This window comes from Pseudomonas abyssi, from assembly GCF_002307495.1.
In the GTDB taxonomy this organism is placed as follows: Bacteria; Pseudomonadota; Gammaproteobacteria; order Pseudomonadales; family Pseudomonadaceae; genus Halopseudomonas; species Halopseudomonas abyssi.
Genome location: NZ_NTMR01000002.1, coordinates 229,829 through 244,684, shown reverse-complemented (window position 1 = coordinate 244,684; position 14,856 = coordinate 229,829). Strand labels below are relative to the sequence as shown.

The 14,856-nt window shown below is 61.5% G+C and carries 18 protein-coding genes and 1 pseudogene; 13 read left to right on the top strand and 6 right to left on the bottom strand.

Annotation, left to right across the window (positions count from 1 at the left end; all coding sequences use genetic code 11):
- Positions 1-21 precede the first annotated feature (21 nt).
- From CNQ84_RS21030 to CNQ84_RS01345, 4 genes and pseudogenes are all read right to left on the bottom strand, one after another.
- Positions 22-645 (bottom strand): annotated as a pseudogene (locus CNQ84_RS21030) (PAS domain-containing protein); the annotation flags it as partial.
- Positions 646-663: 18 nt separating this feature from the next.
- On the bottom strand, positions 664-807 hold the full coding sequence (locus CNQ84_RS21025; RefSeq protein ID WP_425439938.1) for a hypothetical protein: 144 nt from the start codon (positions 805-807) through the stop codon (positions 664-666).
- A 132-nt stretch (positions 808-939) separates the two neighbouring features.
- On the bottom strand, positions 940-1,428 hold the full coding sequence (locus CNQ84_RS01350; RefSeq protein WP_096003122.1) for a L,D-transpeptidase family protein: 489 nt from the start codon (positions 1,426-1,428) through the stop codon (positions 940-942).
- Positions 1,425-1,976, bottom strand: a complete 552-nt coding sequence (locus CNQ84_RS01345) for an NUDIX hydrolase (RefSeq protein WP_096003121.1) — start codon at positions 1,974-1,976, stop codon at positions 1,425-1,427. The genes CNQ84_RS01350 and CNQ84_RS01345 overlap by 4 nt, the downstream gene beginning before the upstream one ends.
- Positions 1,977-2,483: 507 nt before the next feature.
- Between CNQ84_RS01345 and CNQ84_RS01340 the strand changes: the two genes are divergently transcribed.
- From CNQ84_RS01340 to CNQ84_RS01320, 5 genes are read left to right on the top strand one after another with little or no spacing between them, the layout of a single operon-like run.
- A complete protein-coding gene (locus tag CNQ84_RS01340; RefSeq protein ID WP_096003120.1) occupies positions 2,484-3,098 on the top strand; it encodes an NUDIX hydrolase in 615 nt (204 codons plus the stop codon).
- A gap of 9 nt (positions 3,099-3,107) precedes the next feature.
- Positions 3,108-3,632, top strand: a complete 525-nt coding sequence (locus CNQ84_RS01335) for a gamma carbonic anhydrase family protein (RefSeq protein ID WP_096003119.1) — start codon at positions 3,108-3,110, stop codon at positions 3,630-3,632.
- On the top strand, positions 3,632-3,853 hold the full coding sequence (locus CNQ84_RS01330; RefSeq protein WP_096003118.1) for a DUF1289 domain-containing protein: 222 nt from the start codon (positions 3,632-3,634) through the stop codon (positions 3,851-3,853). Before CNQ84_RS01335 ends, CNQ84_RS01330 begins: the two co-directional genes overlap by 1 nt.
- Positions 3,850-5,031 carry a formate-dependent phosphoribosylglycinamide formyltransferase gene (purT, locus tag CNQ84_RS01325; RefSeq protein WP_096003117.1) on the top strand — a complete coding sequence of 394 codons (1,182 nt, stop codon included), beginning with the start codon at positions 3,850-3,852 and terminating at the stop codon, positions 5,029-5,031. Before CNQ84_RS01330 ends, purT begins: the two co-directional genes overlap by 4 nt.
- Positions 5,032-5,060: 29 nt before the next feature.
- Positions 5,061-5,768 (top strand): SGNH/GDSL hydrolase family protein, encoded by a 708-nt coding sequence (locus CNQ84_RS01320; protein ID WP_245841193.1) that lies wholly within the window; start codon positions 5,061-5,063, stop codon positions 5,766-5,768.
- Here the strand turns inward: CNQ84_RS01320 and CNQ84_RS01315 are convergent.
- Both CNQ84_RS01315 and CNQ84_RS01310 read right to left on the bottom strand, forming a co-directional pair.
- Positions 5,726-7,027: an HlyC/CorC family transporter gene (locus CNQ84_RS01315; RefSeq protein ID WP_096003115.1), complete on the bottom strand. Its 1,302-nt coding sequence runs from the start codon at positions 7,025-7,027 to the stop codon at positions 5,726-5,728. The two genes, CNQ84_RS01320 and CNQ84_RS01315, sit on opposite strands and share 43 nt — an antisense overlap.
- A 28-nt stretch (positions 7,028-7,055) precedes the next feature.
- Positions 7,056-7,856 (bottom strand): cytochrome C assembly family protein, encoded by an 801-nt coding sequence (locus CNQ84_RS01310; RefSeq protein ID WP_096003114.1) that lies wholly within the window; start codon positions 7,854-7,856, stop codon positions 7,056-7,058.
- Between the two features lie 167 nt (positions 7,857-8,023).
- Between CNQ84_RS01310 and ffh the strand changes: the two genes are divergently transcribed.
- The 8 genes from ffh to CNQ84_RS01270 all read left to right on the top strand — a co-directional run bounded on the left by ffh (position 8,024) and on the right by CNQ84_RS01270 (position 14,762).
- Positions 8,024-9,427 carry a signal recognition particle protein gene (gene ffh / locus CNQ84_RS01305; RefSeq protein ID WP_096003113.1) on the top strand — a complete coding sequence of 468 codons (1,404 nt, stop codon included), beginning with the start codon at positions 8,024-8,026 and terminating at the stop codon, positions 9,425-9,427.
- 232 nt (positions 9,428-9,659) lie between these two features.
- Positions 9,660-9,911, top strand: coding sequence for a 30S ribosomal protein S16 (gene rpsP / locus CNQ84_RS01300; RefSeq protein ID WP_083727971.1), 252 nt, complete (start codon positions 9,660-9,662; stop codon positions 9,909-9,911).
- Position 9,912: 1 nt separating this feature from the next.
- Entirely contained in the window at positions 9,913-10,455 is a 543-nt protein-coding gene (rimM, locus tag CNQ84_RS01295) for a ribosome maturation factor RimM (protein ID WP_096003112.1), read from the top strand.
- 3 nt (positions 10,456-10,458) lie between these two features.
- Complete coding sequence (gene trmD / locus CNQ84_RS01290) at positions 10,459-11,208, top strand: tRNA (guanosine(37)-N1)-methyltransferase TrmD (protein ID WP_096003111.1); 750 nt, start codon at positions 10,459-10,461, stop codon at positions 11,206-11,208.
- Positions 11,209-11,241: 33 nt separating this feature from the next.
- Entirely contained in the window at positions 11,242-11,589 is a 348-nt protein-coding gene (gene rplS, locus CNQ84_RS01285) for a 50S ribosomal protein L19 (protein WP_088273285.1), read from the top strand.
- 96 nt (positions 11,590-11,685) lie between these two features.
- Positions 11,686-12,606, top strand: a complete 921-nt coding sequence (gene xerD / locus CNQ84_RS01280) for a site-specific tyrosine recombinase XerD (RefSeq protein WP_096003110.1) — start codon at positions 11,686-11,688, stop codon at positions 12,604-12,606.
- Positions 12,607-12,668: 62 nt separating this feature from the next.
- Positions 12,669-13,391, top strand: a complete 723-nt coding sequence (dsbC, locus tag CNQ84_RS01275; protein ID WP_096003109.1) for a bifunctional protein-disulfide isomerase/oxidoreductase DsbC — start codon at positions 12,669-12,671, stop codon at positions 13,389-13,391.
- Positions 13,392-13,457: 66 nt separating this feature from the next.
- Entirely contained in the window at positions 13,458-14,762 is a 1,305-nt protein-coding gene (locus CNQ84_RS01270) for a homoserine dehydrogenase (RefSeq protein WP_096003108.1), read from the top strand.
- The last annotated feature ends 94 nt before the right edge of the window (positions 14,763-14,856 follow it).

Here is a 14,856-nt window from a genome sequence, read left to right as displayed (position 1 = left end):
GTTGGCAACCGCCTGTTCGCGCTCGATCTCCTTGGTGATCACGGTCGCAAATTTGACCACTTTGTACAGCTCGTTGTCCTGGCTGAAGATCGGGTTGTAAGAGGCTTCCAGCCAGACCGCGTTGCCGTAGTGGTCGAATCGTTTGAAACGGTCGGATACGCACTCGCCGCGGCCCAGTCTGTCCCAGAGCGCGGTATAGGCACTGGAATTGACCTCGTCGGGATCACAGAAAATGCGGTGATGCTTGCCGATGATATCCTCTTTGCGGTAGCCCATGGCGCTCAAAAAGCGGTCATTGGCGTGCAGTATATGGCCCTTGAGATCAAACTCGATCAACGCCATCGAGCGGTTCAGGGCCTGAATCAGATCCTGATACTCGCGCGAGGTCTCGATGGTGCGGGTGAGCACGGTGCTGTGCAGGGTGAACTGTTGCAGTTGCTGGTGTTCATCCCTGATCGGCTGCAGGATGGAGCGCAGCCAAGCCTGTTTGCCCTCTGCGCGCTGAAACTGAATCGCGCCTACCCAGTGCTCTTTCTTCTCCAGCGCCGCCTTCAGGCTTTTGAAGTGCGGGGTGCTGCGGGCATTTTCCGGCACGAAGTCGAGCAGCTTGCGGCCGCTTACCCGGTCCTGCGAATAACCCAGCTCGTTTGCTGAATTGCTGTTCTACCCGGTAATCACACCGGCTTCATCGAGCGTCATGACCAGCATTTCCCTGTTCAGGCTGTCGGCTACCTGCTCCAGGCGGAACAACTTCTTTTCCAGCTGAGCTATTTTTTTCTTCGTGCTTTCTACTGAAAAACATGACACCTCCATTGGCGGCCGCGCGTGGTCGGTCTGCGCCCCGCTTGGCGTGAGAGCAAGCTTGGTTAGGTTACATCACACTTGTTTCGAGAGCGGGCGGGCAATGCGACCAGGTGACTCAGCCTGGTCGACCATGGGTCAAGGCACGATCTCAACGATGGTGCCATCCGGTACCAGCTCCCACAGCTCGCGCATTTCCGCGTTGCCCAAGGCTATGCAGCCATTGGTCCAGTCCAGCCCCTTGAAGTACCACTCAGGGTATTCCTCGTCGATGGGGGTGCCGTGGATCATGATCATGCCGCCCGGATCCTCGATGCCGGCCTCAAAGGCGGCCATGCGATCCTTCAAGTTGGGGTAGTCCAAATGCAGGCTGAGATTGTACTGCGCGCTTTCGTGCCGCCAATCAATGCTGTACACGCCCTCGGGCGTGCGCTGATCACCCTGCTGGCGCTTGGGGCCAACCGGTTGCCGGCCCAGTGATATGCGGTACTCGTGCAAGACCTCGCCGTTACTGATGATTTGCAAGCGGCGCTCCGACTTGTCGATCAGCAGGCGATCGATCGGCGGTTGAGCCGCCAACGCGGACACACTGAACAGGCAGCAGAGCAGCAGGCCGACCAGTCTCATCGGCGCACCTGCCCGGGGCGGTAGGTGATGTCGCGCATGTGTACCGGGTAGTGCTGTTGCTGCCGGTCAATGAAGTACTGCTTCAGGGTCTTGCCTATGGTCGGGAAGGCGAGCTCATCCCAAGGGATCTCGTCCTCGTGGAACAGCCGTACTTCGAGGCTTTCCTCGCCGGCGCTGAAGTCCAGATCGGCCAGCTCGCCGCGGAAGAACATGTACACCTGATTGATGTGGGGCAGGTTGAACAGCATGTACAGCTGTTGCGACTGCAGCCGCGCACGGGCTTCTTCCCAGGTTTCGCGCAGGGCGGCCTGCTCGGTGGTTTCTCCGTTTTCCATAAAGCCGGCGGGCAGTGTCCAGTAGCCCAGGCGCGGCTCGATGGCTCGGCGGCACAGCAGCACCTGTTGCTCGTGTACGGCGAGGCAGCCGGCGACGATACGCGGGTTCTGGTAATGGATGGTCTCGCAGTGGTCACAGACGAAGCGCGAACGGGTGTCTCCATCGGGGACGCGTGCGGTAACCGACTGGCCGCACTCGCTACAGAACTTCATGTTGTTATCCGGCAGTCTGAAGAAAAGGTCAGGCCCTATCTTGCTGATGCGGCGGGCTGACGGCAAGGGTCAGAACGCAATCGGCTTTGCCTGTGCTATCGACAGGTATTCACGCCGTGGTGCGGCTGGTTCTGCCCTGGTGATCATGCCATCATTGAGAATATAAACGAGGACGTTTGCCAGGGTCTGTTGACGTTTCCTTCACCCGCTTGCCGGAGGCTATTTTTGGGCCAGGCAAGGCGGAGGAAGCGCGGCGTAGTCGCTCTACATAAGCGACCGACAACGCAGCATGGCAAAAAATGGCCCCGGCCCTGCGGGTGGGGCCGCCGAGGTTGCGCCTGTATAGCCGCCACTCGGCGTCGCTCGTCGCTTACGTGGAATGACCACAAAAACGCCGGGAGCGTTTTTGCGCGCCAGCCGCGAAGGGGTGAAGCGCAGGGATGCGTTGAACACCCTACGCTTCTCGCTCCTTGATTGGCGGCTTTACAGGCAGCAACAGGCGGATGAATGAAACGTCAACAGACCCTAGAAGAAATGCGCATGCGGGTGCAGCAACACACCCCTCGACAGGTAGAAGCCCCGGGCTTGCCGGAAGCGGGCGTGTTGATCCCGGTGACGCGCGTCAACGACCGGCCGGAAATCATCCTGACCCTGCGCTCGCAGCGGTTGTCGACCCACTCCGGCGAAGTGGCCTTCCCGGGCGGACGCCGCGATCCGGGCGATGTGGATCTGTGCTTTACCGCCCTGCGTGAAGCGCATGAGGAAATTGGCCTGCAGCCGCAGATGGTCGATGTGGTGGGGCCGATGGATTCGCTGGTCTCGCGTTTTGGCATCAAGGTAACCCCCTACGTCGGGCTGGTGCCCGAGCATTTCGAGATCATCCCCAACGACAGCGAGATCGCCGAGGTTTTCCGGGTGCCGGTGGACTTTTTTATGGAAGACCGCCGTGAGATGACCCATCGTATCGACTACGAAGGGCGCAGCTGGTATGTGCCAAGCTATCGCTTTGAGGGTTTCAAGATCTGGGGCCTGACCGCCCTGATGCTGGTTGAATTCATGAATACCGGTTTTTCGGCCGGTATTCAGTTGCATACCCCCTTTGACGGGCATGACAAAAACTAGGAGCAGCACATGAAGTACAGCCTGGGTGAGGATCGCGTGCAGATGGCGGATGACGCCTGGATCGCGGATACCGCAGCGGTGATCGGCAAGGTGACGCTGGAGGCCGGTGCCAATGTCTGGTTTGGCGCGGTGATCCGTGGTGACGTCGAGCGCATCACCGTGGGCGAGCACAGCAACGTGCAGGATGGTGCCGTGATGCACGCCGATATCGGTGTGCCGCTGACGCTCGGCAAGGGCATTACCGTAGGTCACAACGCGATGCTGCACGGCTGCACGGTGGGCGATTACAGTCTGATCGGCATCAATGCGGTGGTGCTAAACGGTGCCAAGATCGGCAAGCATTGCATCATCGGCGCCAACAGTCTGATCCCGGAAGGCAAGGAAATCCCGGATGGCTCGCTGGTCATGGGGTCACCGGGCAAGGTGGTGAAAACCCTGAACGACCAGCAGAAGAAAATGCTGGAGCTGAGCGCGGCGCACTACGTGCAGAACGCCAAGCGTTTCCGCGACCAGCTCAAGGTGCAGGAAGACTGATGAATATGCCGGTCCGCTCCCCGTGTGTCAGTATCTGCGCGCTGGATGACAACGATATCTGCACCGGTTGTCAGCGCAGCGGCATGGAGATCGCTACCTGGGGCCGCATGAGCGATGACCAGCGGCGTGAGGTGCTGGCGCGCTGCCAGACCCGCGCACGCGGACAAGGGCTGTGGATTGACACGGCCTCCCATTCAACTTTGCAAGGTAAACAGGCATGACGGTAATTGGCACTCCCTACGCAGACGACGCAACCCGGGTACTGCTGCTGGGCTCGGGTGAGCTGGGCAAGGAGGTCGCCATTGAGTTGCAGCGGCTCGGCTGCGAGGTGATTGCGGTAGATCGCTATGACAATGCTCCGGCCATGCAGGTCGCGCACCGCAGCCATGTAATCAGCATGCTCGATGGTCAGGCCCTGCGCGAGGTCATCGAGGCCGAGCAGCCCGATTATATCGTGCCGGAGATCGAAGCGATTGCCACGCCGACGCTGGTCGAGCTGGAGTCCGAGGGCTATAAGGTGGTGCCTACCGCCGAGGCGGCCCGTTTGACCATGGACCGTGAGGGTATTCGTCGTCTGGCCGCCGAAACCCTGCAGTTGCCGACCTCGCCCTACCGTTTTGCCGACACGCTGGAAGACTACCGGGCAGCGGTTGCGGCGATCGGTATGCCCTGCGTGGTCAAGCCGGTGATGAGTTCCTCCGGCAAGGGGCAGAGCCTGGTGCGCGAGAGCGCGGACATTGACGCCGCCTGGGAATACGCCCAGTCCGGTGGCCGTGCGGGTCAGGGACGCGTCATCGTTGAAGGCTTTGTCGACTTTGATTACGAAATTACCCTGCTGACCGTGCGCCACATTGATGGTACCGCCTTCTGCGAGCCCATCGGCCACCGTCAGGAAGCCGGCGACTACCGCGAATCCTGGCAGCCGCAGGCGATGAGTGAGGGGGCGCTGGCCGAGGCCAAGCGCGTTGCTTCCACCATCACCGAAGCGCTGGGTGGCCGTGGGGTGTTTGGCGTTGAACTGTTCGTCAAGGGTGACCAGGTGTGGTTCAGCGAAGTATCACCGCGCCCGCACGATACCGGCCTGGTGACACTGATTTCGCAGGACCTGTCCGAGTTTGCGCTGCACGCTCGAGCCATTCTGGGCCTGCCCATTCCGCTGATTCGCCAGCAGGGGCCCTCCGCCTCGGCGGTGATTCTGGTGCAGGGGCAGTCGGCTAACGTCAGCTTCGGCAATCTGGGGGCGGCGCTGGCCGAGCCGGATACCCAGCTGCGTCTGTTCGGCAAGCCGGAGGTGGATGGTCAGCGCCGGATGGGCGTGGCACTGGCGCGCGACGAGTCGATTGATACGGCGGTGGCCAAGGCCGTACGCGCCGCCAGCGCGGTAGAGGTCAAGCTCTGAGCCACTGGTGGTATCTGGCCGCCCCGGCCTTGCCACTGTTGTTGCCGCAGGCGCTCTGGGTCAAGCGCACGGCGCTGCGCTTGCCGGAGGCGGCAGCGCCTTGGCATGGCCTGGTGCCGGCACCTGATGGTGCAATTGCTGCACCGCTGCGCCTGCTGTTGGTGGGGGAGTCCACGGTGGCGGGTGTCGGCGTCGAGCAGCAGGGGGAGGCACTCAGCGGCCAGTTGGCGTGCCAGCTGGCGCAGCAATTAGGGCGCGCAGTGCAGTGGCAGGCGGCTGGGCGCAATGGCGCGCTAGCCGCCGACTGTATTGAGGATCTGTTGCCGCAGGTGGTTGATCGACAATGGGACCTGGCGCTCATTGTGCTGGGCGTCAACGACACGACTCATCTCACCTCTCGCTCGCGCTGGCGCCGTCACCTGCAGCAGCTTGTCACCGGGTTACAGGCGTGCTCGGCTCAGGTCATGTTGACCGAGGTCCCGCCGTTAGGGCACTTCCGCGCGTTGCCGCAGCCGCTGCGTGGCTGGTTTGGGCTGCGGGCCGGGCTGATGAATCGGGACGTGCAGCGGGTGGCTGCGGGTCAGGGGGCAGGCTATCTGTCGTTGGACATGCCCTTCGAGGTCGCCTATCTGGCGCGCGATGGCTATCACCCCTCTGCCGAAGGGTATCGCCTGTGGGCGGCGGGGATAGTGCGTCAGCTGGCGTTATCTGAGCCGGCGGCGCTGGGTGCCGGCTGACTCAGGTGGCGGTCCCAGACCCGCACACTTTTCACCATATTGTCCTTGGTCTGCAAAATTTCCATTCGATAGCCACCGGTGGTCAGGCAGACGGCGGTCTCGGGAATACTCTCCAGTTGCTCGGTAATCAGCCCGTTGAGCGTTTTGGGGCCGTCGGCGGGCAGTTTCCAGTTCAGGTGGCGGTTGATGTCGCGGATGGCCGCGCTGCCGTCAATCACGTAGGTGCCGTCGCTCTGCGGGTGGATGTCCTGGCTCAGGCTGAGCATTTCGGTGGTGAAGTCGCCGACAATTTCCTCAAGGATGTCTTCCAGCGTCACCAGACCAATCACGTCCCCGTATTCATCGACCACAATGGCGATACGCCGTTTTTGCTTCTGGAAGTTGAACAGCTGGGTGTGCAGAGGCGTGCTTTCGGGAATGAAATAGGGCTCCTTGCAGGCACCGATCAGCGCCTCCTTGGTCAAGTCCCCGCGGCTCAGCAGGCGGGCGATGGAGCGCATGTGCACGATGCCCGTCACGTTGTTGATATCGCCCTGGTAGAGCGGCAGACGCGTGTAGTGACAGCTGCGCAGCTGGTGATTGATGGCGGTCATGTCGTCATCCAGGTCGATGCCGACAGCTTCATTGCGCGGAATCATGATGTCGTTGACCGTCATCTTTTCCAGATCAAGGATCCCCAGCAGCATGTTCTGGCGGCTGCGGGTGATACCCAGGCCGGCCTCGCGAACAACCGTGCGCAGCTCCTCGGTGGTCAGCTGATCGCCGTTGGTGTCATTCGGGTTGACGCCCAGCAGGCGCAGTAGCTGGTTGCTGATGGCGCTGCACACCCAGACGACCGGGTAGAGCAGGCGTTGCAGCGCCGCCAGAATGACGCTGGCGGGGAAGGCGATCAGCTCCGGGCGCAGGGCAGCGAGGGTCTTGGGCGTGATTTCGCCGAAGATCAGTACGACGACGGTGAGGATCATCGTCGCGATCGCAATCCCGGCTTCGCCCCAGACGTCCACCGCAATCACGGTAGCAATGGACGCGGCGAGAATGTTGACGATGTTGTTGCCGACCAGAATGGTGCCGAGCAGTCGGTCCGGGCGCTCAAGCAGGCGCGAGGCGCGGCGGGCGGCGCGGTGACCTTCCTTGCTGAGATGCTTCAACCGGTAGCGGTTGAGGCTCATCATGCTGGTCTCGGAGCTGGAGAAAAACGCCGACAGCACGATCAGGACCAGCAGCAGGATCAGCAGCAGGCTGGTGTGGGATTCGTTCAAGGGTGAGCCTCAGGGGGTCGTGGAAGGGTCAGGCGGCGAGCAGGAGTTCGCGCACCAGCTTGCTGCCGAAGTAGGCCAGCATCAGCAGCAGGAAGCCCGCCAGCGTCCAGCGGATGGCGTTGCTGCCGCGCCAGCCACGGAAGTGGCGGCCCCACAGCAGAATGCCGAACACCACCCAGGCCAGACAGGACAGCAGGGTTTTATGCGCCAGATGCTGGGCAAACATGTTGTCCAGGAACACGAAGCCCGACAGCAGGGCCAGGGTCAGCAGCACTTCACCGCAGAGCAGGAATTGGAACAGCAGCTGTTCCATGGTCTGCAGCGGCGGGAAGGTGCGGATAAAACGGGTCGGGTGCTTGTGCTTGAGCTGGTAGTCCTGAATGGCTAGCAGGGTTGCCTGGAAGGCGGCGATGGTCAGGATGCCGTAAGCCAGTACCGACAGCAGAATGTGCCCGAGCAGCCCTTCCTGCCCAGCCGGCAGGGTGGTGGCGTTCTCTGGGAAGAAGCCGGCCAGCAGGCCGGTGATCAGCGCCAGCGGGTAAAGTCCCAGCAGCAGGCTGGTGACCGGTGCACGAAAGCTGGAGGCCAGCGTCATGGCAACCACCAGCCAGGAAATCAGTGAGGCGATATTGAACAGGCCCAGCGCAAAGCCGTGCGGGGTGGTCAGCTGAATGTACAGGCTGACGGCATGGGCGATCAGTGCGACCAGGCCGATGGCACGCAGCAGGCTGGCATTGACCGCCAAGCGTTTGCCGAGGCAATGCAGCTGATAGAGGATGCCGCTGATATAGAAACCGGCGGCCAGCAGACTGGGGGCGAGGGCTGTCATACGTCCTTGCGAGCGATTTTCAACAAAGCCGCAGTGTGGCATAAGCCGCGTCCGGGTGAAAGCGTCTGCCTGCGTTCCCTATCCTGTGTCGGGAGGGCGGGGTATACTGCGCGGCTGAAAATGCGGCCGGGCTGCCCAAAAAAAGGCCCGCCCTGGGAGAAAGCATCATGTTCGAGAATCTTACCGAACGCCTGTCACACAGCCTGCGTGGCGTGACCGGACAGGCCAAGCTGACCGAAGAGAACATCAAGGACACCCTGCGCGAAGTGCGCATGGCGCTGCTGGAGGCGGACGTTGCGCTGCCGGTAGTCAAGACCTTTGTTGATCAAGTGCGCGAGCGCGCTGTGGGCACCGAGGTGTCGCGCAGCCTGTCGCCGGGCCAGGTCTTCGTCAAGATCGTCAAATCCGAGCTGGAAGCGGTCATGGGGCAGTCCGAAGGGCTGAACCTGGCGGTCAGTCCGCCGGCCGTGATCCTCATGGCAGGTCTGCAGGGCGCGGGTAAGACCACCAGCGTCGGCAAGCTGGCCAAGACCCTGCGTGAGCGCGAGAGGAAAAAGGTCATGGTGGTCAGTGCCGACGTTTACCGTCCGGCCGCGATCAAGCAGCTCGAAACCCTGGCGGCGGATGTGCAGGTCGAGTTCTTCCCGTCTTCGGTTGAGCAGAAGCCGGTGGCTATTGTCGAGGCGGCGATGCGTGAGGCGAAGAATCGCTTCATGGACGTGCTGATCGTCGATACCGCCGGTCGACTGCACGTCGACGACGAGATGATGGCCGAAATCAAGCAGGTGCACGCGGCGGCCAAGCCGGCAGAAACCCTGTTCGTGGTCGATGCCATGACCGGTCAGGACGCCGCCAACACCGCCCAGGCCTTCAACGAAGCGCTGCCGCTGACCGGGGTGATCCTCACCAAGGTCGACGGTGATGCCCGTGGCGGTGCGGCGCTGTCGGTACGTCATATCACCGGCAAGCCGATCAAGTTCCTCGGCATGGGCGAGAAGATCGACGCCCTGGAAGTCTTCCACCCTGACCGGGTTGCCTCGCGCATTCTGGGCATGGGCGATGTGCTCAGCCTGATCGAGCAGGCCGAGCAGAAGATCGACAAGGACAAGGCCGAGAAGCTGGCCAAGAAGCTGAAGAAGGGCAAGGGCTTCGACCTGGAAGACTTCCGTGACCAGCTGCAGCAGATGAACGCCATGGGCGGGCTGGGCTCGATGATGGAAAAACTGCCGATGATGGGCGGCAAGATCAACGCGGCCCAGATGGAAACCGCGCAGACTGAAGCGGCCAAGCAGTTCAAGCGCATGGAGGCGATCATCAACTCGATGACGCCGGCCGAGCGCCGCAACCCCGACGTTATCAGCGGTTCACGCAAGCGCCGCATTGCAGCCGGCTCCGGCACCCAGATTCAGGATATCGGTCGTCTGCTCAAGCAGCACAAGCAGATGCAGAAGATGATGAAGAAGGTCAGCGGCAAGGGCGGCATGGCCAAGCTGATGCGCGGTATGGGGGGTATGGGCGGCGGCGGAGGTGGCGGTATGTTGCCGCCGGGCGGCGGCATGCCGCGCTTCTGAGTCGGCGCAAGGCTAAGCGTTTTTTGCCTTGCAGGCGCGTCGCCAGGTGGCAGAATCCGGCGGCGCGCAACCTGGCGGACCAATGGCACGGGTCGCCACTGAAAAAAGAGTTTTCATCGGTCGTTATATTCCGTAGAATACGCGACCTTTCGGGCCCTAGGTATATGTGCAGTACGCTGCATGCCCGTAACTGATCAAGTAGCGATACTCAAACACAGGAAACGATGTCGACATGGTAACCATTCGTCTTGCTCGTGGTGGCTCCAAGAAGCGCCCCTTCTATCACCTGACTGTTGCCAACAGCCGCAATGCTCGTGATGGCCGTTTTGTAGAGCGCGTTGGCTTCTTCAACCCGATTGCCGCTGGCGCCGAAGTACGCCTGTCGGTCAACGAAGAGCGCGTGCAGTACTGGCTGAGCCAGGGTGCCCAGCCCTCTGAGCGCGTTGCTGCTCTGCTGAAGGAAGCTGCTCAGGCTGCTGCCTGATATGGCTAATGCTCCAGGGCCGGCCGAGGCCCCTCGGGTCGTCCTCGGCAAGATCGTATCGGTTCATGGAGTACGTGGGGCGGTTAAGGTGTACTCCCATACCGACCCGCTGGACAACGTGCTGGATTACGCCGAGTGGACCCTGAACCGGGGTTCCGAGCAACGTACGCTGTCTGTCCTCGGTGGTCGCGTCCAAGGGCGCGTGCTGGTGGTCAACCTGAAAGGGATTGATGACCGCAACAAGGCCGAGGAGCTGATCAACTTCGAGATCAGCGTTGCAGCCGATGCGCTGCCTGAGCTGGACGAAGGTGATTTTTACTGGCATCAGCTTGAAGGCCTCAAGGTCGTCAATCTGGAGGGTCAGCTGCTCGGCACGGTGGCACACCTGCTCGAGACCGGCTCCAACGATGTCATGGTGGTCAAGCCCTGCACGGGTAGTGTCGACCAGCGTGAACGTCTGTTGCCCTATTTGCCGGGGCAGTTTGTAATACAGGTCGATCTGGAGACCAAGGTCATCCAGGTAGACTGGGATGCGGAGTTCTGACCGGTGTGGGCCGGTGTGGTTACCCTGTTTCCCGAGATGTTCGCGGCGCTGACCGAGTCCGGTGTTACCGGCAGGGCGGTCAAGCGAGGGCAGCTGGAAGTCGCTTTCAGTAACCCGCGCGAACATGCACATGACCGGCATCGCACCGTGGATGACCGCCCCTTTGGCGGTGGCCCCGGCATGCTGATGAAGGTCGAGCCGCTGCTGGAGGCGATTGACGCCATCCGCCAGCAGGCTCCCTCCACCCCGCGGGTGATTTACCTGTCTCCGCAGGGGCAGCCACTGACGCAGCAACGCGTCGAACAGCTGGCGCAGCTCGACAGTCTTGTACTGTTATGCGGGCGCTACGAGGGCATCGACGAGCGCATCATCGATCGCTGCGTAGATGAGGAAATCTCCATCGGGGACTATGTATTGTCCGGTGGCGAGCTGGGAGCCATGGTGCTCCTGGACGCAGTAACCCGTTTGATTCCCGGTGTACTGGGGCATGCGGATTCTGCGGTAGAAGATTCCTTTTCGGCGGGATGGCTCGATTGCCCACATTACACCCGACCGGAAGAATTTGATGGGCAGCGCGTTCCGGAGGTGCTGCTCAGTGGTAACCATGAACGTATCCGGCGCTGGCGTCTCAAGCAGTCTTTGGGTCGAACCTGGCAACGTCGGCCAGAGTTGCTCGAAGACCTGGAATTGAGCAAAGAACAGCAACAGCTGCTGGCGGAATTTATCCGCGAGCAGGCAACCGATAACCATTGATACAGGTCCGACGGCCTGTGCAGGAGAAGCAAGATGTCCAATATTATTGCCCAGCTTGAAGCTGAACAGATGTCCAAGGAAATCCCCGCGTTCGCACCGGGTGATACCGTAATCGTCCAGGTCAAGGTTAAGGAAGGCGATCGCTCCCGTCTGCAGGCCTTCGAAGGCGTGGTTATCGGTAAGCGTAACCGTGGTCTGAACTCGGCTTTCACCGTTCGTAAAATCTCCAGCGGTGTTGGCGTTGAGCGTACTTTCCAGACCTACTCTCCGCTGATTGACAGCATCTCTGTCAAGCGCCGCGGTGACGTTCGCAAAGCCAAGCTGTACTACCTGCGTGCGCTGTCCGGCAAGGCAGCTCGCATCAAGGAAAAGCTGTCCTGATCGGACCGCTGACCAGCAAAAAAGCAGCCTCAGGGCTGCTTTTTTGTGCCCGACTGTTTTTAATGGGCGGATGTTCCGGCCAGATGAGCTACCCCCATGTCTGATGTTGCACCGGCGGCGCCCAGCGCAGCGCAACAGCAGCTGATTGATCAGTTTCTCGACAGCCTGTGGCTGGAGAAGGGGCTGTCAAAGCATACTCGCAGCGCATACCGTACCGACCTGCGCAGTCTTGCCGGCTGGCTGGAGGGGCGTGGCGGAGCCTTGCAACGCGCCTCGCGGGCAGACTTGATGGCCTATATGGGCTGGCGTCTGGCCGCTGGCTATCAGGCCCGTTCCAGTGCCCGTATGCTGTCCTGTGTGCGCAGTTTCTACCGCTACCTCCTACGTCAACAGTTGATCAGTGAAGACCCGACGCGCGACGTCGCCATGCCCAAGCTCGGACGACCCTTGCCCAAGTCTCTCAGCGAGGCGGACGTCGAGCGCCTGTTGGCCGCACCGGATACCGAGGACAGTCTGGGGCTGCGTGACCGCTGCATGCTGGAAGTACTGTACGCCACCGGGCTGCGCGTCAGTGAACTGGTTGGCTTGCGGCTGGATCAGCTTAATCTGCGTCAGGGCGTGGTGCGGGTGACCGGCAAGGGTAGCAAGGAGCGGTTGGTGCCGCTTGGCGAGGAGGCGATGAGGTGGCTGGAGCAGTATCTGCATTCGGCCCGCGTCCAGTTGCTGGCCGGCAAGCCCGCCGATGTGCTATTCCCCAGTCGGCTGGGCCAGATGATGACGCGCCAGACCTTCTGGCACCGTATCAAGCAGCATGCCCTGACAGCGGGGATTCGCAGCAACCTGTCGCCGCACACCTTGCGTCACGCCTTTGCCACGCATTTGCTCAACCATGGCGCCGATTTGCGGGTGGTCCAGATGCTGCTGGGGCACAGTGATCTGTCGACCACGCAGATCTATACCCACATTGCCCGGCAGCGGCTGCACGACCTGCACGCCCAGCACCATCCCCGTGGGTGACGCTATTGATCAGTGCTTGCTTTATTCGTGGTAAGCTTGGCGGTCTTCAAAAGGAGCGGACTATGCGACTGAAACTCGGCCTTGCCGCCATGCTGGCGCTGGCAGCGACACCGGTCTTGGCAACCCCTGATCAGGCGATTCGGGATGCCCTCACGCAACTGAATTTCGATGTGCCGGTCAAGGCGGTCAGCGGCTCGCCGATAGCGGGGCTGCACATGGTCGAGCTGGAGAGCGGTCGGGTTCTGTATGCCACCGCTGACGGCAAGTACTTTGTCCAGGGCGCACTGATCGAGGTGAACGGCGGCCAGCCGCGCAACCTGACCTCTATCGCTGAAGCACGCAACATTGGCGCCGTGATCAACGAGCTGCCGCAGCAGGAGCTGATCGTGTTTGCGCCCGAGCAGCCGAAGACGCACATCACCGTATTCACCGATGTGGATTGTGGCTATTGCCGCAAACTGCACGCCGAGATTGATGAGCTGAACGAGCTGGGCATCGAGGTGCGTTATGCGGCCTTCCCGCGTGGTGGTATGCAGTCGCGCGCTGCCAGTGTGATGCAGTCGGTCTGGTGCGCAGAAGACCCGAAGGCCGCGCTCACTGCGGCCAAGCAGGGTGACGACGTGGCAGAGGCTAGTTGCTCCAATCCGGTCGCCCGCCAGTTCGCGCTGGGCCAGCAGGTTGGCGTGCAAGGTACGCCGGCCATTTTTCTGGCCAACGGCGTGATGATCCCGGGTTATCAGCCCGCGGCCCAGCTGGCGGCCATCGCGCTGGATAATCAGCAGTAAACCCGGTGGCGACGCGCTCGCCATCGTTTTCATGTAATCGATTAACAACCAGGTAGGGACCAAAGTTTGAAACCGGTCAAAGTAGGTATTTGTGGTTTGGGCACCGTCGGTGGTGGCACCTTCAATGTTCTGCAGCGCAACGCGACGGAGATTGCCCGGCGTGCTGGGCGTGGCATTGAGGTAGCCCAGATTGCAACCCGGCATCCCAACCCGGCCTGCAACCTGGGCATGACCCCGGTGACCGACGATGTATTCGAACTGGTCAACAACCCGGAAATCGACATCATCGTCGAGCTGATCGGTGGCTACACGCTGGCCAAGGATGTGGTCCTCAAGGCGATCGAGAACGGCAAGCACGTGGTCACCGCCAACAAGGCGCTGATCGCGGTGCACGGTAACGAGATTTTCTCCGCTGCCAGCGCCAAGGGCGTGATGGTCGCGTTCGAGGCCTCGGTCGCCGGTGGTATCCCGATCATCAAGGCGCTGCGTGAAGGTCTGGCCGCCAACCGCATTGACTGGGTTGCCGGCATCATCAATGGCACCGGCAACTTCATTCTGACCGAGATGCGCGACAAGGGCCGTACCTTTGAGGATGTGCTGGCTGAAGCCCAGGCGCTGGGTTACGCCGAAGCGGATCCGACCTTTGACGTTGAAGGTATCGACGCGGCGCACAAGCTGACCATCCTGGCGTCGATCGCCTTTGGTATTCCGCTGCAGTTCGACAAGGCCTACACCGAAGGCATCACCAGGCTGACCACCGCCGACGTGAACTACGCTGAAACGCTCGGTTACCGCATCAAGCATCTGGGCGTGGCGCGCCGCACCGAGAACGGCGTAGAGCTGCGCGTGCACCCGACGCTGATCCCCTCTGACCGCCTGATTGCCAACGTTAACGGCGTGATGAACGCGGTGATGGTGCAGGGCGACGCTGTTGGTCCGACCCTGTATTACGGCGCTGGTGCCGGCTCCGAGCCGACTGCCTCGGCGGTGGTGGCTGATGTTATCGATGTGGTGCGCACCCTGACCACCGACCCGACCAACCGCGTACCGCACCTGGCCTTCCAGGCCGATGCGCTGTCCGACCTGCCGGTGCTGCCGGTCGACGAGGTGAACACCGCCTACTATCTGCGTCTGCACGCACAGGATCGCCCGGGCGTGTTGGCCAAGGTTGCGAGCATCCTGTCCGAGCGCGGGATCAATATCGAATCGATCATGCAGAAGGATGTGGAAGAGCAGGACGGCCTGGTGCCGATGATTCTGCTGACCCACCGCGTGCGCGAACAGGACATGAACGACGCCATTGCGGCTCTGGAAGCACTGGACGACATCGCCGGCCCGCTGATGCGGATCCGCGTGGAACAACTGGACTAATCCAGCGGCAAGTGACAAGCGACAAGCGGCAAGCAACCCCAGTGGAGCTTGCGGCTTGGGGCTTGCGGCTTGCAGCTCAAACCGAAGGTTTGCC

Bases quoted from the DNA above. Each gene is read 5' to 3' on its own strand.
- CNQ84_RS01330 (WP_096003118.1), top strand. From the start codon at position 3,632: ATGAATATGCCGGTCCGCTCCCCGTGTGTCAGTATCTGCGCGCTGGAT.
- rplS (WP_088273285.1), top strand. From the start codon at position 11,242: ATGTCCAATATTATTGCCCAGCTTGAAGCTGAACAGATGTCCAAGGAA.
- CNQ84_RS01335 (WP_096003119.1), top strand. From the start codon at position 3,108: ATGAAGTACAGCCTGGGTGAGGATCGCGTGCAGATGGCGGATGACGCC.
- rimM (WP_096003112.1), top strand. From the start codon at position 9,913: ATGGCTAATGCTCCAGGGCCGGCCGAGGCCCCTCGGGTCGTCCTCGGC.
- CNQ84_RS01350 (WP_096003122.1), bottom strand. From the start codon at position 1,428: ATGAGACTGGTCGGCCTGCTGCTCTGCTGCCTGTTCAGTGTGTCCGCG.
- xerD (WP_096003110.1), top strand. From the start codon at position 11,686: ATGTCTGATGTTGCACCGGCGGCGCCCAGCGCAGCGCAACAGCAGCTG.
- CNQ84_RS01310 (WP_096003114.1), bottom strand. From the start codon at position 7,856: ATGACAGCCCTCGCCCCCAGTCTGCTGGCCGCCGGTTTCTATATCAGC.
- ffh (WP_096003113.1), top strand. From the start codon at position 8,024: ATGTTCGAGAATCTTACCGAACGCCTGTCACACAGCCTGCGTGGCGTG.
- rpsP (WP_083727971.1), top strand. From the start codon at position 9,660: ATGGTAACCATTCGTCTTGCTCGTGGTGGCTCCAAGAAGCGCCCCTTC.
- CNQ84_RS01340 (WP_096003120.1), top strand. From the start codon at position 2,484: ATGAAACGTCAACAGACCCTAGAAGAAATGCGCATGCGGGTGCAGCAA.
- CNQ84_RS01345 (WP_096003121.1), bottom strand. From the start codon at position 1,976: ATGAAGTTCTGTAGCGAGTGCGGCCAGTCGGTTACCGCACGCGTCCCC.
- dsbC (WP_096003109.1), top strand. From the start codon at position 12,669: ATGCGACTGAAACTCGGCCTTGCCGCCATGCTGGCGCTGGCAGCGACA.
- purT (WP_096003117.1), top strand. From the start codon at position 3,850: ATGACGGTAATTGGCACTCCCTACGCAGACGACGCAACCCGGGTACTG.